A 20,856-nucleotide genomic window follows, 5' to 3' on the forward strand; every position below is an offset into this window, starting at 1 on the left:
ATTACTCCGGCCCCTTGTCGCCTTAGTTGGCCTTGGCGGTGATGCCGACGATCTTGCCGATCGAGTCGTTCCAGGCCGGCACGCAATCGCCAGCGCAGCGCGCGGCCCATTTCGGCACCACGGTTTCCGCCATAACCTTCTTGAGCAGCGCCTTGTCGGCATCCGACACCGGCACCACGGTCATCTTGGCCTTGGTACCCATGGTGCAATTATCCTTGCCGGCATTGCAGTCATAGCCCTGGTCGGTTTCCTCGGCGGCGGCCTTCCAGATGCGGTCTTCCAGGCTGGCGATTTCCGCCTGCAGGAAGCTCTTCACCGGCGCCGGCAGCTTGTCCCAGGTCTTCACGTTCACGGCGTGCATGACATGGCTCCAGCCGAGCGGCAGGGCATAGATATGGGTGGCGACTTCGTACCACTTGGCCGAATTGCCCGACAGCGTGCCGGTGATGGCGCAATCCACCACCTTGTTCTGCAGCGCCGGCACCACTTCGTTGAAGGCCAGCGTCACGCCGGTGCCGCCGAAGGCTTCGACGAATTCCGCCAGCGTACGGTTGCCGGTGCGTACCTTCTTGCCCTTGAGGTCGGCCAGGCCCTTGATCTCGCCGTTGCAGAACAGCACCTGGGCCGAATACGGCCAGATGCCCAGCACCTGCACGCCGAAACGCTCGCGGTAGAACTTGTCGTAGACCGGCTTGTAGGCATCCGAGACCTTGCGCGCGGTGGCGATATCCGGCGACAGGCCGGCGAGGTCGACGGCTTCGTTGCGGGCGTCGTCGGCGGCGACATAGCCAAGCACGGTGGAGCCGAAATCGATCACGCCGAGGCGCATCAGGCGGAAAATTTCCGCGCCCTTCAGGCCCATTTCATTGAACGGGGTGATTTCAGCCGTGATCGCGCCCTTGGATTTCTCGTTGATTTCCTTGGTCCAGAACGGCTGCTCGAAACTCTTATACTGAGTCAGGTTGCCCCAGGCACCGACGACCTTCAGCGCGGTCTTCGGCATCTCCTGCGCAACGGCATTGCCGGCCAGACCGGCAAGCACCACACCGGCCAAAGCCAGTGACTTCATCATGGAACGCATATTCCCCTCCTGTGGTTGGTATCGCGAAAAACAAAATTCAGAGAATCGCCAGGCGGCTGTTCTTCAAATCAGTGACCAGCATGTAGCCCGGCGCATGGGTGATGCAGAAATCCGGCTTGGCGGCGGCAATCACCGCCTGGGGCGTGACGCCGCAGGCCCAGAAGACCGGCAGTTCATCATCCTTCACTTCCACCGCATCGCCGTAATCGGGCTTGGCGAGATCCTTGATGCCGATCAGCTCCGGCTTGCCGATATGCACCGGCGCGCCATGCACGTTGGGGAAACGCGAGGTGATCTGCACCGCGCGGATCGCATCGGCGGGCTTGAACGAGCGCATCGACACCACCAGCGGGCCATGGAAGGCGCCCGACGGCTGATTCTGGATATTGGTGCGGTACATCGGCACATTGGTGCCGCAGGCGATATGGCGCAGGGGGATATCATCCTCCAGCAGCGCCTCTTCAAACGAGAATGAGCAGCCGATCAGGAAAGCCACCAGATCATCACGCCACAAAGCCTTGAGGTCCGGCACCTCCTCGACCAGTTCGCCATTGCGCCAGACGCGGTAGAGCGGCAGGTCGGTCCGCACATCGATATCGGCGCCCAGCGTCGGCAGGCGCGGATCGCCAGGTTCGGTGGAAGCAAGCAAGGGACAGGGCTTCGGGTTCAGCGCGCAGAAGCGCTGAAAATCGGCCGCCAGTGCCTTGGGCAGGATCGCCAGGTTGGCCTGCACATAGCCCGGCGCCAGACCGGCGGTGGGGCCGCGATGATCGCCGCTGCGCACACGCAGCCGCGCCGCCTCGCCGCTTTCGCCACGAAAATCCGCATGCCGTACTACAGCGTTCATGGTCCCCTCCATGTCTCACCGTCACGGTGAGTCTCACCACTGTCACAATGGCAACACAGAGCGGGGTGATATGTCCAATCGTGAGTTGGGATGGAGTTCGATAAGAAATACTTATCGCTTTGGCTTGCGCCCTGCCGCATTGCCGGGCAGCCGGCCCGGTTCTGAGGCAGCTATCTCGCGCGCCAGTTCGGCCACGGCTTCCGCCATGTAGCTATCGGGCTTCACCGGATAGGTGGCGGTGAAGGTGAGGTCCGGCAGCCCGGCCTCGGCGCGCAGCAGTCGCAGGCGGCCTTCCGCCAGTTCGCGCTGGATCACCACAGGGGGAATCGCGCTGATGCCGATATTGTCCAGGGTCATGCGCACGATGGTGGAAAGCGAGGCATTGCCGTAGATGCGCCGATTCGGCACATCGGCACGAATCAGCATTTCATTCACTGCGATATAGGGCCGCGTATTGCGCGGATAGGTGATGATCGGCCAACGGCCCAAGGTGCTGACGCGCACCGGCTCCGGCCCCAGATCCAGGCTGGGACTGGCCACCCAGGCCATCGGATAGGCGCTGAGCATCACGTTTTTCATGCGCGGCTCACTCATCGGCCCGAGCACGAAGGCGATATCGAGCTGATGGCTGAGCAGCGACTGGCGCAGGATCGGCGTGGTATCCACCTCGATTTCCAGCGTGATCGCCGGATAGACCGCATGCATGCGCTCGATCAGCCGCGAGAGCCAGGTATGCACGATGGTTTCGGCAACACCCAGACGCACCACGCCGCGCATCGCCTTCTTCTCGCGCAGGGCCTGCAGCATGTCGGCACGCAAGGCCAGCATGCGCTCGGCATAACCCAGCAGTTCGAAGCCCTTCACCGTCAGCTTGGCGCCGCGTGCCTCGCGCTGAAACAGCTTCACCGCCAGTTCATCCTCAAGCTGGGCGATGCGCTGCGACACGGCGGGCTGAGTGGTGTTCAGCTTCTCGGCGGCGGCGCGGAAGCCGCCAAGATGCGCTACCCAGACGAAGGTTTCGAGATTGCGCAGATCAACCATTTATCGATTTCCAATTCAGCGATAAATTTTCCTTATGCTAGGCCGATGGCGACAGGGTAGCAAGCCCGAAAGCCAGCGATGCTTGCCTAAGCCCCAGCGACGCTTGCCTAAGCCTCTGCGCGGCGCTACATCCGGGGCAGCCTCACTGGAGAACGCCATGCCATCCCTGTTCGAGCCGCTTGCGCTCCGCTCCGTTACGCTCCGCAACCGCGTCGTGCTGTCGCCGATGTGCCAGTACAGCGCGAAGGATGGCTCGGCGAATGACTGGCATCAGGTGCATCTCGGCCGCTATGCCAGCGCCGGGCTCGGCCTGATCATCACCGAAGCAACCCATGTCTCCGCCCGCGGCCGCATTTCGCCCTATTGCCTGGGGCTTTACAGCGATGCCAACGAACAGGCGCTGGGCCGCGTGGTCGCAACGATCAAGACGCTGAACGGCGCCCCGGTGGGCGTGCAGCTCGCCCATGCCGGGCGCAAGGGCTCCAGCAATGCACCATGGCTGGGCGGCAAGCCGCTGAGCGGCAGCGATGCCTGGATCACCGAGGCACCGAGCGACCTGCCGCATGATACCGACTGGCCGGCACCGGAAGCCTTGGATGAGGCCGGCCTGGTCCGGGTGCGCGATGAATTCGTGCAGGCCGCCCGGCGCGCCGACCGCATCGGTGTCGATCTGATCGAACTGCATGGCACCCATGGCTATCTGCTGCACCAGTTCCTTTCGCCGGTGAGCAACCGCCGCACCGACCGCTATGGCGGCAGCCGCGAAAACCGCATGCGCTTCCCGCTGGAAGTATTCGATGCCGTGCGCGCAGCCTGGCCCGCGCATAAGCCGCTGGGCATGCGCATCGGTGGCAGCGACTGGATCGGCGTTGCCGGCCTGGGCATCGAGGATGCGGTGGCCCTGGCCAGCGAACTCAAGGCGCGCGGCTGCGATTTTGTCGATGTTTCTTCAGGCGGCGTTTCGGCACAGCAGAAGATCACCACCGGCCCGGGCTATCAGGTGCCGTTCGCCGATGCGGTGCGCAAGGCCACCGGTCTTGTCACCATGGCCGTGGGCATGATCACCGAAGCCGAACAGGCACAGGCGATCCTCGATCACGGCCAGGCCGACCTGATCGCCATGGCGCGCGGCCTGCTGCATGATCCGTTCTGGGCCTGGCGCGCGGCGGACAAGCTCGGCGGCCAGATCACCGTGCCGCCGCAATATCTGCGCGGCCGCGTCGTCGGCGTCGATACGCCGCGCACGGTGATGGCAAAGAGTTAAGCGCGGCGCCGCGTCAGCAAAGCCACCGCCGTGGCCGTGGCGGCCGAGGCTGTACTCGCCAGCAGGAAGCGCCAACCCAGCGTGACAGCCGGCAGGCCGGCCTCCAGCCCGAGCAGGCTTAAGAAAAACACCACATGGCAGACCAGGCCGCGCTGGGTCGAGGCCAGTGCGGCGCGTGCCGCCTGGCGGCTATAGCGCCGGAGCAGGAACAGGCAGATCACGCTCAAGGCCACTGGGAAGGAAGCCAGCAGGCCTGAGCCAAGCGGGCCGAGGCGATTGGCCAGCAAGGTCACCAGCACCACCAGCAGGCCGGCGCTGGCGGCACGCAGCAACACGTCATAGGCCGGTGCCGGCTGGCGCGCGCCGTCGCTGAAACCAAGCTCTACCACGCGGCGGTTCACCAGCCAGGCCAGCAGGCCGGCGGCAGCGGTGAAAGCCAGCATCACCGGCCAAAGCAGCGGCAGATGCCGCACCGTAACGGCAGCCACCACCCAGGCGGTAAGCGCGCCAAACAGGGAGAGCGGCGCGCTGACATGGCCGATCAGGCGGATATACACGGTGAGGAAACAGAGCACGGCGCCGATCATGCCGAGCGCGATCAGGCTGGCCTGATGCAGGAAAGCGGCATCCTGCTGCAATCCGAGGAAGAAATAGCTCGGCCCCACCACCATCGGCAGGGCCAGGACGATACCGCCGATGAAAGGCGGGGCCCGGTCCATGACATAGACCACCGCACCGACAAACAACGCCACCGACAGGCCACGCCACAGCGCGCCGAGCAATTCTGGAGACAGTTCCATGATGGGGCAGGCTCTAGCATGGCGGGCCACGATTGGCGATAATCGGGCCATGGAATTCATGCGCGTCTATGGCCGGGTGCTGGCCCTGCTCGGCCCGGAGAAGAAGCTGGGCTGGCTGCTCGCCATCGCCAATGTCGGCCTGGCCGGCATCAGCTTCATCGAGCCGGTGCTGTTCGGCCGCATCATCGATGTGCTCTCGGCATCCGACAAGAATCCCGCCGATGTCACCTGGGCGGAGACATTGCGCCTGCTCGGCCTGTGGTGTGCCGCCGGCCTGGTCGGCATCACCGCCGGGATTCTCGTGGCCCTGCATGCCGACCGCCTGGCGCATCGCCGCCGGCTGGCCGCCATGTCGCTCTATTTCGAGCATGTGCTGAGCCTGCCCGCCGCCTTCCATGGCGCCACCCATTCCGGCCGCCTGCTCAAGATCATGCTCGGCGGTGCCGACAATCTGTTCGGCCTCTGGCTCGCCTTCTTCCGCGAGCATCTCTCCACGCTCGTCGCCGTGCTGGCTTTGCTGCCGCTGGCCTTGTGGATGAACTGGCGGCTCGGCCTGCTGCTGATCCTGCTGATCGTGGTCTTCGCCGCGCTCTCGGCCTTCGTGGTGCACAAGACCGAGACGGCGCAGTCGCAGGTCGAGGATTATCATTCCGAACTGGCGGCACGCGCCGGCGACGCGCTCGGCAACGTGACCCTGGTGCAGAGCTTCGTGCGCCTGGCGCTGGAAGCGCGCGAGCTGGGCGCGGTGATGCAGAAGCTGCTGGCGGCGCAATTCCCGGTGCTGAATCTGTGGGCGCTGATGACGGTGTTGAGCCGCATGGCTTCCACCATCACCGTGATCGCGATTTTCGTGCTGGGTAGCTGGCTGCATCTGCAAGGCCAGGCCAGCGTCGGCGAGATCGTCAGCTTCATGGGCTTCGCCACCATGCTGATCGGCCGGCTGGAACATGCCATGGGCTTCGTCAGCCGGCTGTTCTTCCAGATGCACAGCCTGATCGAATTCTTCGGCGTGCTGGATGCCAAGTCCGGCGTTGCCGACAAGCCCGGCGCCAGGCCACTGGAAAAGCCGCGCGGCGAAGTCGCCTTCGAGCATGTCAGCTTAAGCTATGACGGCGGCCGCCCGGCGGTGAGTGATCTGAGTTTCAGCGTGCCGGCAGGTGCCTCGGTGGCCCTGGTCGGCGCTACCGGTTCAGGCAAAAGCACCACCATGGCGCTGCTGTCACGCCTGTGGGATCCGCAACAGGGCCGCATCACCATCGACGGCATCGATATCCGCGACGTGACGCTGGAAAGCCTGCGCCGCCAGATCGGCGTGGTGTTCCAGGATTCTGCCGTGTTCCACCGCTCGATCGCCGACAATATCCGCATCGGCTCGCCGGGCGCGACCTTGGAGCAGGTGCAGCGCGCCGCCGAACTGGCCGAAGCGCATGACTTCATCCTGCGACAGCCGCAGGGCTACGACACCATTGTCGGCGAGCGCGGCGTGAATCTCTCCGGCGGCGAACGCCAGCGCCTGGCGATTGCCCGTGCGCTGCTGAAGAACCCGCCGGTGCTGATCCTGGACGAAGCCACCTCGGCACTGGACACCGCCACGGAGGCCCGCATCCAGAAGGCGCTGGAGCAATTGATGCACGGCCGCACCACGTTCCTCATCGCGCACCGCCTCTCGACTATCCGCAAGGCCGACATGATCCTGGTGCTGCAACAGGGCCGCATCATCGAACGCGGCAGCTTCGATGATCTGGTGGCGCAAGGCGGCGTCTTCGCCGACCTCGCCCGGCGTCAGTTCTCAGACTTGAGCTAGCCGCTAAAGAGTATCGTCATACCCGCGCCACCCTTCGGGTCTGTGCGCCCACGAACGCCGATAGGCGTTCGCGCGATTACAGGGCATCCCATTTTATCTCCAAATGGGACCCTCACCTTCGCGAGGGTGACATGGTGAAAGTATTTCGCGAGCGTTATCTAACCCGCACTGGCTCCCGCCCAGGGTTGGCCGATCTCGGTCATCGCCACCTGGCTGCCGTCATCGTTGAACATCACGGCAGAGGGGCAGGCGAAGGCCAGCGGGAAGGGATCGAGGCGGCGTTCCGCAGCCTTGGGGAAACGCGCCTTCACGGCGGCGATAACATCCGCCGGCAGACGCGGGTTATAGGCCGGCATGCCGACCACGCTGGCATCGATGCGGGGTTGATGGAAGGCGGTTTCCAGGTCCATGCCGAAATCGACCGCGAAGGAAATCAGCTGCATCACGGCGGGCAGGATGCGCCGGCCACCCGAGGCGCCGACCGCCAGCCAGGGCTTGCCATCCTTCAACACCTGGCTCGGCACCATGTTGGACAATGGCCGCTTGGCCGCGCCGATGGAATTCGGCCGGCCGGGGCGCGGATCGAACCACATGATGCCATTATTCATCGGCACGCCGGATTGCGGCAGCATGACGCGGCTGCCGAACAGCGACAGCAGGGTTTGGGTCAGCGTCACCATGTTGCCGTGCCTGTCGACAATGGCGAAATTGGTGGTGCAGCCGCCGTTATTCTCTGTGTCGCCCATGGTGGCGAGGCGATGCTCATAGGCGGCATCCAGCGCCTCGGCATAGGCGACGAAGCTTTTAGCACCCGGCCCCCTGGCACCCAGTTCGATGCCAGGACGGCAGCGTGCCCAGGCATCGGCCAGCGTGGGGCCTGCCGTAAGACCCGGCGGCAGCACCAGGGTATAGCCGTCCTGCTGCACCAGCAGCGGCGCCACTTCGCGCGCCTGATAGGCGGCAAGATCATCGGCGGCAATGGTGCTGCCACCCGCCTGCAGGTCGGCGATGAGGCTTCTCGCCAGCGCCCCTTCATAGAAATCGCGCGCACCGGCTGATTGCAGGCGCTTCAAGGTCGCCAGCAGGGCGGTATTCTTCAGCTTGGCTGGCGCCCCAACCCATTCCGCCGGCGGCGGCAGGCCATCGGGCAGGAAATAGGCGGCGGAAGCCGGGAAGCGCGCCAGATCCTTGGCTGCCGAGGCCACCACCAGGCTGAGGAACCAATCGACCTCAAGCCCTTCTTCCGCGACGGCAATCGCCGGGGCGAGCGATTCGGCCCAGCTTCGCGTACCGAAGCGTTCCAGCGCCAGCCGCATGCCATCGGGCTGGCCCGGCAGGGCGATGGAATGATAGCCGACGATATTGCGGTCCTCGACCACGGCCGGCCAGCCGAACAGGTCGCCCGCCGTGCCGCCGGCCAGCGGATAGGTCGCCGGATCCAGCCGTTTCGGGCTGATCATGCCGAAATCGATGCAATGCGACTTGTTGTTGCGCGCATCGTAAACCTGCATGAAACCGCCACCGCCCAGGCCGCTCATCCATGGCTCCAGCACGGAGAGGGCGAAAGCCGTGGCCACCGCCGCATCCACCGCATTGCCGCCCTCGCCGAGCACGCGGGCGCCGATATCGGCCGCCGCCTGATTCTGCGCCGCCACCACGCCATTGCGGCCCACCACGGCATCCTTGGCATAGCGCAAGCTGCGGCTGAGATTCTGCACCATTACGATTGTCTCCCCTTTAGGCAGAAAGCCTAGGCAACCTGCCGCCGGATCGGGCAAGCCGCTTTTTACGGCACCGTCCGCATGACTCCGCTTGACCGGACGGTTTCAATAGGGTCAGAATTTCATAAGTCGTCAAACGATCCAACAGGGATAAACAACAATGGGGAACAACACCATGCCGATTCGTGCTTCGAAGCCCTCGCGGGCTCTTACCCTGGTATCCTTGCTGGCCTTGGCGACCGGCCTCGGTATTGCCGACGCCCAGGCCCAGGCCAAGAAGGAACTGGTGATGGTGCCGCATGCCTCCCTGCGCATCACCGACCCGATCATCACCACCGCCTTCATGAGCCGCAACCACGGCTACATGATCTACGACACGCTGTTCGGCGTGAACGACAAGATGGAAGTGCAGCCGCAGATGGTCGAGAAATACGACATCTCGGCCGACAAGCTGACCTACAGCTTCACTTTGCGCGATGGCCTCAAGTTCCATGATGGCGCGCCGGTGACCACGGATGACGTGATCGCCTCGCTGCAGCGCTGGGGCAAGGCCGATGGCATGGGCCTCAAGCTCATGAGCTATACCAAGGAAATGAAGAAGGTCGACGACAAGACCTTCCAGCTGATCCTCAAGGAACCCTACGGCCTGGTGCTCGATTCGCTCGGCAAGCCCAGCTCGAACGTGCCCTTCATCATGACCAAGCGCATGGCGGAAACGCCGCATACGCAGAACGTGGCCGAGGAAATCGGCTCCGGCCCGTTCCGCTTCGTGAAGGCTGAATTCCAGCCTGGCGTGAAGGTGGTGTACGAAAAGAACCCGGATTATGTGCCGCGCAAGGAAGCGCCGGCCTTCATGAGCGGCGCCAAGCTGGCCAAGGTGGACCGCGTGGTGTGGAATTCCATCGCCGATCCGCAGACCGCGATGAATGCCCTGGTGAAGGGCGAAATCGATATCTGGGAACAGGTTTCCTACGATCTGCTGCCGGAAGTGAAGAAGGCCAAGGACGTGGTGGTGGCCGATTACGGCCCGCTTGGCATGAATTACATGATGCGCATGAACTGGCTGCAGCCGCCGCTGGATAACGTGAAGGTGCGCCAGGCCATCCTGCATGCCGTCTACCAGGGCGATTACCTGGATGCCCAGATCGGCGATCCGTCGCTGTACAAGATCTGCGGCGCCATGTTCGGCTGCTCCACGCCGTTGATCTCCGAGGAAGGCGCCGTCGGCACCAAGAAGCCGGATATCGCCAAGGCGAAGAAGCTGCTGGCGGAAAGCGGCTACAAGGGCGAGAAGATCGTCATCATGGCGCCGACCGACCTGCAGTCGATCTCGCAACTGCCGCTGGTCACCGCGCCGGCTCTGCGCGCCATCGGCATGAATATCGATGTGCAGTCGATGGACTGGCAGACCCTGGTGGGCCGCCGCGCCAAGATGGATCCGGTGGATCAGGGCGGCTGGCATATCTTCCACACCGCCTGGGGCACTGCCGACATGATGAACCCGATTGCCAATGCCGGCGTGCGCGGCCTGGGCAAGACCGGCGGCTTCTTCGGCTGGACCGAGGATGCCGAGATCGAGAAGCTGCGCGATCAGTATGCGCGTGAAACCGATCCGGCGAAGCAGAAGGCCCTGGCCGTGGCGGTGCAGAAGCGCGCCTACGAAATGGTGCTCTACATCCCGCTCGGCGAATACTTCCAACCCTCGGCCCACCGCAGCAACATCAAGGGCATCCTCAAGAGCCCGGCCTTCCTGCTGTGGAACGTGGAAAAGAACTGAAGCAGAGCAGCATATAATATCCCCAGCAAAACATGCTGCGTCTGGTTCTGTCGCGTCTGGCTGCCGCCATCCCCGTCATGGGGGTGGTGGCGGTCTTCGTCTTTCTCATGCTGCGTCTCAGCCCCGGCGATCCGGCGGCGATCCTGGCCGGTGATTCCGCCACGCCGGAAACCATCGCGGCAATCCGCGCCAATCTCGGCCTCGATAAACCCATCCCCGAGCAATTCGTCACCTGGCTCGGGCAATTGCTGCAGGGCGACCTCGGCAACTCGGTGATTTCGCGCCAGCCGGTCACCATGATGATCAGCCAGCGCCTGGAGCCGACCTTGAGCCTGGCCTTCACCACGCTGCTGTTCGCCATCCTGGTCGCCGTGCCGCTCGGCATCCTGGCCGCCTGGAAGCATGGCGGCTGGCTCGACCGCGGCATCATGGCACTCTCGGTCACCGGTTTCTCGGTGCCGGTTTTCGTGCTCGGCTATGTGCTGATCTTCGTATTCTCGATCAAGCTCGACCTGTTCCCGGTGCAGGGCTTCGCGCCGCTGAAACAGGGCCTCGGCGCCTTCCTGGAGCGCATCGCGCTGCCCACCATCACGCTCAGCTTCATCTATATCGCGCTGTTTGCCCGCATCACCCGCGCCGCCATGCTGGAAGTACTGGGCGAGGATTATATCCGCACCGCCCATGCCAAGGGCCTGCCCGAGCGCGTCGTGCTGACCCGCCATGCGCTGCGCAACGCCGCCATCCCCATCGTGTCGGTGATCGGCATCGGCTTCGCGCTGCTGATCGGCGGCGTGGTGATCACCGAGACGGTATACAACATCCCCGGCATCGGCCGCCTGGTGGTGGAAGCCGTGCTCGCGCGCGACTATCCGATCATCCAGGGCGTGATCCTGCTGTTCTCCGGCATCTATGTGCTGATCAACCTGGCGATCGATATCGCCTATGTGCTGCTCGATCCGCGGATCCGCTACTGATGCGCGCCCTGTTCAAGCATCCCGCCTTCCGCAATCCATCGGTGCTGATCGGTGGTGGCCTGCTGCTGGTATTGCTGCTGCTCGCCATTGCCGCGCCGCTGCTGGCCAGCGCCGATCCGGCTGCCATCGCGCCGCGCTTCCGGCTGCGCGCGCCGTCTGAACAATTCTTCATGGGCACTGACGGCCTGGGCCGCGATGTGTTCAGCCGCGCCATGTATGGCGCCCGCGTCTCGCTGCTGGTGGCCGCCTGTGTTGCCGCCATTGCACTGTCGGTCGGCCTGGTGATCGGCCTGCTGGCGGGTTATCTGCGCTGGCTCGACGGCATCGTGATGCGCGCCATGGATGGCCTGATGGCGATCCCCGGCATCCTGCTCGCCATCGCCCTGGTATCGCTGTCGGGTGCCTCGCTGATCACCGTGATCGTGGCGATCATGGTGCCGGAAATACCGCGCGTCGCCCGTCTGGTGCGCTCCGTAGTGCTGAGCATCCGCGAAGAACCCTATGTCGAGGCCGCCATCGGCCTTGGCACGCCGCTGCGCAAGATCCTGGTGCAGCATGTGCTGCCCAACACCATCGCGCCGCTGATCGTGCAAGGCACCTATATCTGCGCTTCGGCCATGCTGACCGAAGCCATCCTCAGTTTCCTCGGCGCCGGCCTGTCGTCGGAAGTGCCGACCTGGGGCAACATCATCTCGGAAGGCCGCGCCGTATTCCAGCGCGCGCCCTGGATCATCTTCTTCCCCGGTGGCCTGCTGGCCGTCACTGTGCTGGCGATCAACATCCTGGGCGACGGCCTGCGCGATACGCTTGATCCGCGCCTGCAGAAGCGGCTGGGAGGCGTGCGATGACGGCCCCCAAGGCATCAGGCCCCGTTCTCAGCATCCGCAATCTTGCCGTGGCCTTGCCGAAAGGCGGAGACCGCGCCCATGCGGTGAAGGGCATCAGCCTGGATGTGCCCCCGGGCGAAATCGTCTGCCTGGTCGGCGAAAGCGGTTCGGGCAAATCCGTCACCGCCTTCTCGGTGATGGGCTTGGGCGCGCTGCCGGTGGTGGGCGGCGAAATCCTGCTCGAAGGCGAAAATCTGCTGGCGGCTTCCAAGACCCGGCTGCGCGAATTGCGTGGCAGCCGCATGGCGATGATCTTCCAGGAGCCGATGACGGCGCTGAACCCGGTGCATCGGGTGGGCGAACAGGTGGCCGAGATGCTGCGCCAGCATGGCTGGAAGCAAAGCGGCGTTTCCATCGAGGAGCGCGTGCAGCAGTTGTTCCAGGATGTGCATCTGCCCGATCCCGAGCGGCTGGCCCAGGCATTTCCGCATCAGCTTTCCGGCGGCCAGCGCCAGCGCGTGATGATCGCCATGGCGCTCGCCCTGGAGCCGGCGCTGCTGATCGCCGATGAGCCGACCACGGCGCTGGATGTGACGACCCAGGCGCAGATCCTCTCGCTGCTGAAGGAATTGCAGCGCAAGCGTGGCACCGGCGTGCTGTTCATCACCCATGATTTCGGCGTTGTGGCCGATATCGCCGACCGCGTGGTGGTGATGCGCCATGGCGAGATCGTGGAAACCGGCCCGACCAAACAGATTCTGCATCAGCCGCAGCATGACTACACCAAGCTGCTGATTGATGCCGTGCCGCGCCTCACCCCGCGCGCGGCGCAACCGTTAAGCGGCGCGCCGGTGTTGCGCGCCGAGAAGCTGGAAAAAATCTACAGCGATGGCGGCCTGTTCAAGGCCGGCCGCGTGGTGCATGCGGTGAACGATGTGGAACTGGCGCTGTATCGCGGCCAGACGCTCGGCATCGTCGGTGAATCCGGTTCCGGCAAATCCACCGCCGCGCGCTGCATCGCCCGCCTGATCAAGCCCAGCGGCGGCAGTGTGACGCTCGACGGCGCCAATATCGCCCAGCTTTCGGAAGGCGCGCTGCGCCCGTTCCGCCGTCGTATCCAGGTGATTTTCCAGGATCCGTATCGTTCGCTCAATCCGCGCCGCACAGTTGGCGATTCGATCATCGAAGGCCCGCTGAATTATGGCGTGCCGCGCGCCCAGGCCATGGAAAAGGCGCGCGAACTGATGCGCCTGGTCGGCCTGGACGCGGAAGCCCTCAGCCGCTATCCGCACCAATTTTCCGGCGGCCAGCGCCAGCGCCTCTGCATCGCCCGCGCCCTGGCGATGGAACCGGAAATCCTGGTGGCCGACGAAGCGGTTTCGGCGCTGGATGTTTCCGTGCAGGCCCAGGTGCTGGAATTGCTGGAATCGATCCGGGATCGGTTTAAGCTGGCGATCCTGTTCATCACCCATGATCTGCGCGTGGCCGCAAGGCTCTGCGACCGTATCGCGGTGATGCAGCGCGGGCGCATCGTCGAACTGGCGGATACCGCCACCTTGTTCGCCGATCCGCAGCATGAGTATACGCGGCAGCTTTTCGCCGCCCTGCCTGGCCGCGACTGGCTGGAGGCCGGCGAGTAGACAAGAACGAGTAGACATTCCCGGGAGGACAAGATGGCCGAGCTGCATGACCTGACGGCACACGAGCTTTCACTCGCCTTCCGCACGCGCAGGCTCTCGCCGGTCGAAGCGACCAAGGCGGCGCTGCATCGCATCGAATCCTGGGAACGCCACATCAACGCCATGTATCTGGTGGATATGGCCGGCGCCATGAAGCAGGCGCGCGAAGCCGAGAAGCGCTGGCGCGATGGCAAGCCGCTCTCGCTGCTGGATGGCGTGCCGATCACCATCAAGGAGAATATCGCCACCAAGGGCGTGCCGACGCCGATCGGCACCGCCGCCACGCCGATGACGCCTGCGGCAGCCGATGCGCCGCCGGCGGCGCGGGTGCGGGAAGCCGGCTGCGTCATCCTGGGCAAAACCACGATGCCGGATTTCGGCATGCTGGCATCCGGCGTTTCCAGCCTGCATGGCATCAGCCGCAATCCCTGGAATCTGGCCCGCAACACCGCCGGTTCTTCTTCCGGCGCTGGCGCGGCACTCGCCGCCGGCTATGGCCCGCTGGCGCTCGGCACCGATATCGGCGGCTCGGTACGCCTGCCTGCCGCTTATACCGGCACCTTTGCGCTGAAGCCGTCGCTGGGCCGCGTGCCGATCCACCCGCCTTATCTGGGCCGCGTCACCGGCCCGATGACGCGTACCGTGCAGGATGCCGCCCTGCTGTTGAATTGCTTAAGCCAGCCCGATCCGCGCGACTACATGGCGCTGCCTTATGAGGACCGCGACTGGGCGCGCAGCCTGGATGGCGAGGCCAAGGGGCTGCGCATCGGCCTGATGCTGGATATCGGCTATGGCAGTGCACCGCAGCCGGCGGTGCGTGCCGCTGTGATCGCGGCGGCGCGGCTGCTGGAAAAACACGGCGCCACCATCGTGCCGATAGAGCCTTTCCTGACCGAAGCGATGATGCAGGGGCTCAACACCTTCTTCCAGGCCCGCGCCCTGGCGGATTTCGAGCTGATGACACCGGAGCAGCAGGGCAAGCTGCTGCATTTCATCGCCGATTGGTGCCGCGACGGCAAGAAGATCACCGGCGCCCAGGCGATGCGTGCGCTGGGCCAGGTGATGGCGATGCGGGAAGCCGCCTGCGCCGCCTGCCAGCCTTATGATCTGGTGCTGTCGCCGACTTCGCCGATCACGGCTTATGCAGCGGAAGAAGCAGCCCCGGGCAACGATGTGTCGAAGCCGTTCCACCACATCTGCTTTACCGCGCCGTTCAACATGTCGGAACAGCCGGCGGCCTCGATCTGCTGCGGCCAGGACGAAGACGGCCTGCCCATCGGCCTGCAGATCATCGGCCATCGTTTCGACGATCTCGGCGTGCTGCGGCTGGCGGCGATCTACGAGCAGCTGCGCCCCGCCCTGCCGGCCTGGCCGCAGCCGCCGGCGTAATCCTCCGGCGCCATAAAAGCCGTCTATATCGCGGCTTAAAAGCCGTATGGACTTGTATATACAATTGACCCTATACTGCCCGGCATGAGCAGTGCTGGGCCGACCCCGCGCTATCGCCGGGTCAAGGAATTCATCGTCCGCCATATCGAGAGCGGCACCTACAAGCCGGGCGACCAGGTGCCATCCGAAAGCGCCCTGGTGGCGACGCTGAAGGTCAGCCGTATGACGGTGAACCGCGCGTTGCGCGAACTCACCCATGAGGGCCTGCTGCTGCGCGTGCAGGGCGCCGGCACGTTCGTCGCCGAAAGCCGCCCGCTGGCCAATCTGGTGGAACTGCGCAACATCGCCGATGAAATAGCCGAACGCGGCCAGCGCCATGCCGCCAAGGTTGAGCTGCTGCGCGCCGAGAAGGCCAGTGCCGATGTGGCGCGCGATCTCGGCCTCAGGACCGGCGCTAAGGTGTTTCACTCTATCATCCTGCATGCCGCCGATGGCATCCCGATGCAGTTGGAGGACCGCTGGGTCAATCCGGCTACGGCGCCGGATTACCTCGATGCCGATTTCAGCCGCGTGACTCCAAATGAGCATCTCAGCCTGGTGGCACCGCTCACCGAGGTTGAGCACGTGGTGGAAGCCGCCATGCCCGATGCCCGCACCCGCCGCCTGCTGCGGCTGGCCGACAACGAGCCTTGCCTGCGGCTGCGCCGCCGCACCTGGTCCGGCGGCGTCGTGGTATCCAGCGCCACGCTGCTGTATCCCGGCCACAGCCACCGTTTCGCCACCCGCTTCGCCTACCGCTCCGACGGCACGTCGAAGCGTTCCAATCTTTAAGCATGAGGCCTCCCATGTCTGCTCCTTCGCGCCGCGACAACAGCCGCGTCATCCGTTCGCCCCAGGGCGATGCGCTGCATACCCAGAACTGGCAGATCGAAGCGGCCTACCGCATGCTGCGCAACAACCTGGATCCCGATGTGGCCGAGAAGCCGGAGGAACTGGTGGTCTATGGCGGCATCGGCCGCGCCGCACGCAACTGGCAGAGCTTCGATCAGATCGAGCAGGCGCTGAAAGCACTGAAGCCGGATGAGACCCTGCTGGTGCAATCGGGCAAGCCGGTCGGCGTGTTCCGCACCCATGAAGATGCGCCGCGCGTGCTGATCGCCAATTCCAACCTGGTGCCGCATTGGGCCAACTGGGAGAAGTTCCACGAACTCGATCGCGCCGGCCTGATGATGTATGGCCAGATGACCGCCGGCTCCTGGATCTATATCGGCAGCCAGGGCATCGTGCAGGGCACCTACGAAACCTTCGTCGAAATGGGCCGCCAGCATTACGGCGGCAACCTCAAGGGGCGCTGGATTCTCACCGCCGGGCTCGGCGGCATGGGCGGCGCCCAGGCGCTCGCCGCCACCATGGCCGGTGCCAGTATTCTTGCCATCGAGTGTCAGCCCTCGCGCATCGAGATGCGGCTGCGCACGCGCTATCTCGACAAGCAGGCGCGCAATCTGGACGAAGCCATGGCGATGCTGGAAGAGGCCAAGCGCGACGGCAAGGCGATCTCCATCGGCCTGCTCGGCAATGCCGCCGAGATTCTGCCGGAGATGCTGAAGCGCGGCATCCGCCCCGATGCGGTGACCGACCAGACCAGCGCCCATGATCCGGTGAACGGCTACCTGCCGGCGGGCTGGAGCCTGGCCAAATGGGAGGAAGCCAAGCAGAGCGATCCGGAAGCCGTGGCCCGTGCGGCAAAGCAATCCATGGCCGCCCATGTGCGCGCCATGCTGGCCTTCAAGGCGCAAGGCATCCCGACCTTCGATTACGGCAACAATATCCGCCAGATGGCGAAGGAAGTCGGCGTGGCGGAAGCCTTCGATTTCCCCGGCTTCGTGCCGGCCTATATCCGGCCGCTATTCTGCCGCGGCATCGGCCCGTTCCGCTGGGTGGCGCTTTCGGGCGACCCGGAGGATATCTACAAGACCGATGCCAAGGTGAAGGAACTGATCCCCGACGATCCGCACCTGCATAACTGGCTCGACATGGCGCGCGAGCGCATCAGCTTCCAGGGCCTGCCGGCACGCATCTGCTGGGTCGGCCTGGGCCAGCGCCACCGCCTCGGCCTCGCCTTCAATGAGATGGTAGCGAAGGGCGAAGTGAAAGGCCCGATCGTGATCGGCCGTGATCATCTCGATAGCGGCTCGGTGGCAAGCCCGAACCGCGAGACCGAAGCGATGAAGGACGGCTCCGATGCGGTTTCCGACTGGCCGCTGCTGAACGCCCTGCTCAACACCGCCTCGGGCGCCACCTGGGTGTCGCTGCATCATGGCGGCGGCGTCGGCATCGGCTATTCGCAGCATGCCGGCGTGGTGATCGTGGCCGATGGCACACCGGGAGCGGCACGGCGGCTGGAGCGCGTGCTGTGGAACGACCCGGCCACCGGCGTGATGCGCCATGCCGATGCCGGCTACGACATCGCCGTGCAATGCGCCGAGGAAAAGGGCCTCAAGCTGCCGTTTTTGGGTCGGTGAATTTTTCACCCCCAATCGTCATGCGCGGACTGGATCCGCGCATCTTTAGCCTTGTGCATGAGATGCCCGGCTCAAGGCCGGGCATGACGATGTTTTACTACGACAGCAGTTTCGCCGGATCGCAGTCGGGCCAGTCGAAATCCGACGCGGCCCGGCGCGAGCGGAAGATGATGCCACTGGGGAAATGCTGGTAGACGATCTGGTCGCTGGCCACATCCAGCAGGCGGTATTGCCTCGGCGTGTTGACGCGCTGGCCATCGATCATCGTGATCGTGGTGATGAAGTATCCATCCCGCACCAGCCAGCGGCCAGCCTCCAGCGAGCGATGCGTCACCTTGCATTCGCTGTATTGCCGGAATTCGACACTGAAAACCCCATCGGCATGCATTTCCGCCAGCCAATGCTGATAGCCACGGCCCTGATAGCTTTCGCCATACCAGCGGCCGGTCAGTTCAGCCTGCTGTGCCCGGGCCGAGAAGATGGCAGGCAGAACGGCGAGCAGGATCAGTACCAGCCATCCGAAAAACCTTAAACGCACCGCCAATCCCTTTCGTAAACCATATTGGCCAAAGTAGCGCAGTTTCCCACCACGAGGGAAAAGGCAAATGACCACTTCCCGCTAGGAAATCAGCTTTGAGGGATCGCAGACCGGCCAGTCGAAATCCGCACCCACCTTGCGGGCGCGGAACATCGTGCCGTTGGTAATATGCTGGTAGGTCATCTCGTCATTGCCCAGGCCGAGCAGCAAGTAACGGTCAGCGTAATTGACGCGCTGGCCATCAATCATGATGGTGCTGGTGGTATAGACATTCCCCTGCAGCGACCAACGCCCAGCCTCCAGCGAGCGATGCACGATCTTGCATTCCTCATAGCGGCGAAACTCGACGGCAAAGCCGCCATCCGGGCGGCGTTCGGACAGCCAATGCAGGTAGACGCGGCCCTGATAGCCTTCGCCATACCAGCGGCCGGAAAGATCGGCCTGCTGTGCCCAAGCCGGGAAGACAGCGAGCAGCATCAGCAGCAATAATCCAAACACCTGCGGTCGCATGCCGGCACCCACCCCATGGTCCATGATGGGGAGTATAGCGAAGACCTAGGCTTGGCTGAATACTAAAGCCATGGCGGCGTCACTGCTCTTTTTGTCATGCCTGCGAAAGCGGGCATCCCATTGCAGACGGTAGAATGGGACCCTCTATAAGCGCGCGAACGCTGAAGGCGTTTGTGGGCGCACAGGCCCGAAGGGCTGGCGCGAGGGTGACGGCGAGGTCAAGCCCGCCCGAAAATCAGCGCCGCGTTCACGCCGCCAAAACCGAAGGCATTCGACATGGCATGACTGAAACGCCGTGGCTGGGCGGTGAGTGGCACTAGGTCCGGGCCGGCACAAGCCGGATCGACATTTTCCAGATTGAGCGTCGGTGGCGCCACCTGATCGCGCAAAGCCAGGATCGAGTAGATCGCCTCCACCGCGCCGGCGGCACCGAGCAGATGACCGATGGCCGATTTGGTGGAGGACATGGCCAACTCGGCGATGCCGTTGCCGAAGACACGGCGCACGGCTGCCACTTCAGCCGCATCGCCCACCGGCGTCGAGGTCGAATGGGCGTTGATATAGCCTATTGAGTCCGGCGACAGCTTCGCCTCGGCCAGTGCCTTCCGCATCGCCAGCATAGCGCCACGGCCATCTTCCGGCGGCGCCGTGATGTGATGCGCGTCGGCGCTGGTGCCATAGCCGCCGAAGCGGGCCAGGATTTCAGCGCCGCGCGCGCGGGCATGGTCTTCCGCTTCCAGCACCAGGATGCCGGCGCCCTCGCCCATCACGAAACCGTCGCGCGCCGCATCGAAGGGCCGCGAGGCCTGCTCGGGCGCATCGTTATGCGCCGTGGACAGCGCCCGCGCCGCACCGAAACCGGCCAGGCTGACGCGGTCGATGCAGGCTTCGGCGCCACCGGCGATCATCACATCGGTTTCACCGCGCTGGATGCTGCGCGCGGCATCGCCAATCGCCTGGGCGCCGGCGGCGCAAGCCGTGACCGGGCAGCCTATCGGCCCTTCCAGGCCCCAGCGGATCGAGATATGGCCGGCGGCGAGATTGCCGAGAAAACTCGGGATCACGAAAGGCGAAAGCTTGCGCGGGCCATCCTGCGCCACAATGCGGGTGGCCTGGGCAATGGCCGGAAAGCCGCCGATTCCGGTGGCAACGATGCAGCCGGCGCGTTCGCGCGCGCGCTCGTCCTTGGGCGCCCAGCCGGCCTGCTGCATCGCCTCGGCGGCAGCGGCCAGCGCGTAGTGGATGAAGCTGTCCATCTTGCGGCGGTCTTTCGCCGGCGCCGCGCTGTCAGGATCGAACCCAAACTCGGCATCTTCCTCCCGCCCCGGCACCATGCCGGCGATGCGGGCGCCGAGATCATCCACCGGAAACCGCGCAATGCGGCGGATGCCGGAAAGCCCCGCCAGCAGGCGGCGCCAGTTGCCGGCCACGCCCTGACCCAGCGGCGTCACCAGGCCCATGCCGGTTATCACGACCTCGCGCATCACTCTCTCTCCTGCATATGCAATAGATGTATATGCAGATATATGATCAAGCCGGCTGTTTGACAAGATGGGCTGCCGCTTGGCAAGGGCAGTGAAACCTCATAAACCCGAGGACATGGCCCGCCGCGCAAACCCTGCCACCGATGCCGCCTGGACTACCGCCTGGCAGGAGCTGGATGGTGTCGGCTGCATCGGCATGCGCCTGCGCCAGGCGATGCGGCTGGCCACCCAACGGCTGGATCAAGCCTTGAAGCCCGCCGGTATCGCCATCACGCAATTCGCCCCCATGGCCTATCTCTACCGCGATGGCAGCTTGAGCATGGGAGAATTGGCGGAGCAGGTCGGAGTTGATCCGACAACCCTGACCCGAATCCTGCGGCCCCTGGAAAAACGCGGGTTTTTGCGGCAGGAAACCGCCAAGGATGACCGCCGCCGCCGGGTGATCGAACTCACCGCCCAGGGCCGCTCCGCCTTCCAGCGCGCGCTGCCGCTGTGGCATCAGGCCCAGGGCGAAATCGGCGCCCTGCTGGGAACCGGCGAAACCCGGGCCTTGCGACGCCAGCTCGATCACGCCATCGCCCGGCTGCAGGGCTGAAAC

18 protein-coding genes are annotated in these 20,856 nt (G+C 64.6%); 10 read left to right on the forward strand and 8 right to left on the reverse strand.

Annotation, left to right across the window (positions count from 1 at the left end; translation table 11 throughout):
* Window positions 1-22 precede the first annotated feature (22 nt).
* The 3 genes from ACQY7X_RS04620 to ACQY7X_RS04630 form a co-directional block, all read right to left on the reverse strand.
* Window positions 23-1,072, reverse strand: coding sequence for a TRAP transporter substrate-binding protein (locus ACQY7X_RS04620; RefSeq protein ID WP_428248683.1), 1,050 nt, complete (start codon window positions 1,070-1,072; stop codon window positions 23-25).
* 46 nt (window positions 1,073-1,118) lie between these two features.
* A complete protein-coding gene (locus tag ACQY7X_RS04625) occupies window positions 1,119-1,928 on the reverse strand; it encodes a putative hydro-lyase (protein ID WP_428248684.1) in 810 nt (269 codons plus the stop codon).
* 111 nt (window positions 1,929-2,039) lie between these two features.
* Entirely contained in the window at window positions 2,040-2,969 is a 930-nt protein-coding gene (locus ACQY7X_RS04630) for a LysR family transcriptional regulator (RefSeq protein ID WP_428248685.1), read from the reverse strand.
* 157 nt (window positions 2,970-3,126) lie between these two features.
* On the opposite strand from ACQY7X_RS04630, the gene ACQY7X_RS04635 reads away from it, so the two are divergent.
* Entirely contained in the window at window positions 3,127-4,233 is a 1,107-nt protein-coding gene (locus ACQY7X_RS04635) for an NADH:flavin oxidoreductase/NADH oxidase (RefSeq protein WP_428248686.1), read from the forward strand.
* Here ACQY7X_RS04635 and ACQY7X_RS04640 read toward each other — a convergent pair.
* On the reverse strand, window positions 4,230-5,033 hold the full coding sequence (locus tag ACQY7X_RS04640) for a hypothetical protein (protein WP_428248687.1): 804 nt from the start codon (window positions 5,031-5,033) through the stop codon (window positions 4,230-4,232). The genes ACQY7X_RS04635 and ACQY7X_RS04640 overlap by 4 nt on opposite strands.
* 49 nt (window positions 5,034-5,082) lie before the next feature.
* Between ACQY7X_RS04640 and ACQY7X_RS04645 the strand changes: the two genes are divergently transcribed.
* Window positions 5,083-6,837, forward strand: a complete 1,755-nt coding sequence (locus ACQY7X_RS04645; protein ID WP_428248688.1) for a glucan ABC transporter ATP-binding protein/ permease — start codon at window positions 5,083-5,085, stop codon at window positions 6,835-6,837.
* Window positions 6,838-6,995: 158 nt separating this feature from the next.
* Here ACQY7X_RS04645 and ACQY7X_RS04650 read toward each other — a convergent pair whose 3' ends face one another.
* Window positions 6,996-8,558 carry a gamma-glutamyltransferase family protein gene (locus ACQY7X_RS04650; RefSeq protein ID WP_428248689.1) on the reverse strand — a complete coding sequence of 521 codons (1,563 nt, stop codon included), beginning with the start codon at window positions 8,556-8,558 and terminating at the stop codon, window positions 6,996-6,998.
* Between the two features lie 175 nt (window positions 8,559-8,733).
* On the opposite strand from ACQY7X_RS04650, the gene ACQY7X_RS04655 reads away from it, so the two are divergent.
* The 7 genes from ACQY7X_RS04655 to hutU all read left to right on the forward strand — a co-directional run bounded on the left by ACQY7X_RS04655 (window position 8,734) and on the right by hutU (window position 17,726).
* The gene (locus tag ACQY7X_RS04655; protein ID WP_428248690.1) at window positions 8,734-10,335 is read left to right on the forward strand and encodes an ABC transporter substrate-binding protein; all 1,602 of its coding nucleotides are present in this window, start codon (window positions 8,734-8,736) and stop codon (window positions 10,333-10,335) included.
* A gap of 32 nt (window positions 10,336-10,367) precedes the next feature.
* Complete coding sequence (locus ACQY7X_RS04660; protein WP_428248691.1) at window positions 10,368-11,309, forward strand: ABC transporter permease; 942 nt, start codon at window positions 10,368-10,370, stop codon at window positions 11,307-11,309.
* Window positions 11,309-12,157 (forward strand): ABC transporter permease, encoded by an 849-nt coding sequence (locus tag ACQY7X_RS04665; protein WP_428248692.1) that lies wholly within the window; start codon window positions 11,309-11,311, stop codon window positions 12,155-12,157. Before ACQY7X_RS04660 ends, ACQY7X_RS04665 begins: the two co-directional genes overlap by 1 nt.
* On the forward strand, window positions 12,154-13,776 hold the full coding sequence (locus ACQY7X_RS04670) for an ABC transporter ATP-binding protein (RefSeq protein WP_428248693.1): 1,623 nt from the start codon (window positions 12,154-12,156) through the stop codon (window positions 13,774-13,776). Before ACQY7X_RS04665 ends, ACQY7X_RS04670 begins: the two co-directional genes overlap by 4 nt.
* Window positions 13,777-13,809: 33 nt before the next feature.
* The gene (locus tag ACQY7X_RS04675; RefSeq protein WP_428248694.1) at window positions 13,810-15,204 is read left to right on the forward strand and encodes an amidase; all 1,395 of its coding nucleotides are present in this window, start codon (window positions 13,810-13,812) and stop codon (window positions 15,202-15,204) included.
* A gap of 84 nt (window positions 15,205-15,288) precedes the next feature.
* On the forward strand, window positions 15,289-16,035 hold the full coding sequence (gene hutC / locus ACQY7X_RS04680; RefSeq protein WP_428248695.1) for a histidine utilization repressor: 747 nt from the start codon (window positions 15,289-15,291) through the stop codon (window positions 16,033-16,035).
* A 14-nt stretch (window positions 16,036-16,049) separates the two neighbouring features.
* Window positions 16,050-17,726 carry a urocanate hydratase gene (hutU, locus tag ACQY7X_RS04685; protein ID WP_428248696.1) on the forward strand — a complete coding sequence of 559 codons (1,677 nt, stop codon included), beginning with the start codon at window positions 16,050-16,052 and terminating at the stop codon, window positions 17,724-17,726.
* A gap of 97 nt (window positions 17,727-17,823) precedes the next feature.
* On the opposite strand, the gene ACQY7X_RS04690 is transcribed toward hutU, so the two are convergent.
* From ACQY7X_RS04690 to fabF, 3 genes are all read right to left on the reverse strand, one after another.
* Complete coding sequence (locus ACQY7X_RS04690; RefSeq protein WP_428248697.1) at window positions 17,824-18,264, reverse strand: hypothetical protein; 441 nt, start codon at window positions 18,262-18,264, stop codon at window positions 17,824-17,826.
* Window positions 18,265-18,345: 81 nt separating this feature from the next.
* Entirely contained in the window at window positions 18,346-18,774 is a 429-nt protein-coding gene (locus ACQY7X_RS04695; protein ID WP_428248698.1) for a hypothetical protein, read from the reverse strand.
* Window positions 18,775-18,992: 218 nt separating this feature from the next.
* Window positions 18,993-20,258 carry a beta-ketoacyl-ACP synthase II gene (fabF, locus tag ACQY7X_RS04700; RefSeq protein ID WP_428248699.1) on the reverse strand — a complete coding sequence of 422 codons (1,266 nt, stop codon included), beginning with the start codon at window positions 20,256-20,258 and terminating at the stop codon, window positions 18,993-18,995.
* A 115-nt stretch (window positions 20,259-20,373) separates the two neighbouring features.
* On the opposite strand from fabF, the gene ACQY7X_RS04705 reads away from it, so the two are divergent.
* The gene (locus ACQY7X_RS04705) at window positions 20,374-20,853 is read left to right on the forward strand and encodes a MarR family winged helix-turn-helix transcriptional regulator (RefSeq protein WP_428248700.1); all 480 of its coding nucleotides are present in this window, start codon (window positions 20,374-20,376) and stop codon (window positions 20,851-20,853) included.
* Window positions 20,854-20,856: the final 3 nt, after the last annotated feature.

This window comes from Ferrovibrio sp. (assembly GCF_965278975.1).
Classification (GTDB): domain Bacteria; phylum Pseudomonadota; class Alphaproteobacteria; order Ferrovibrionales; family Ferrovibrionaceae; genus Ferrovibrio.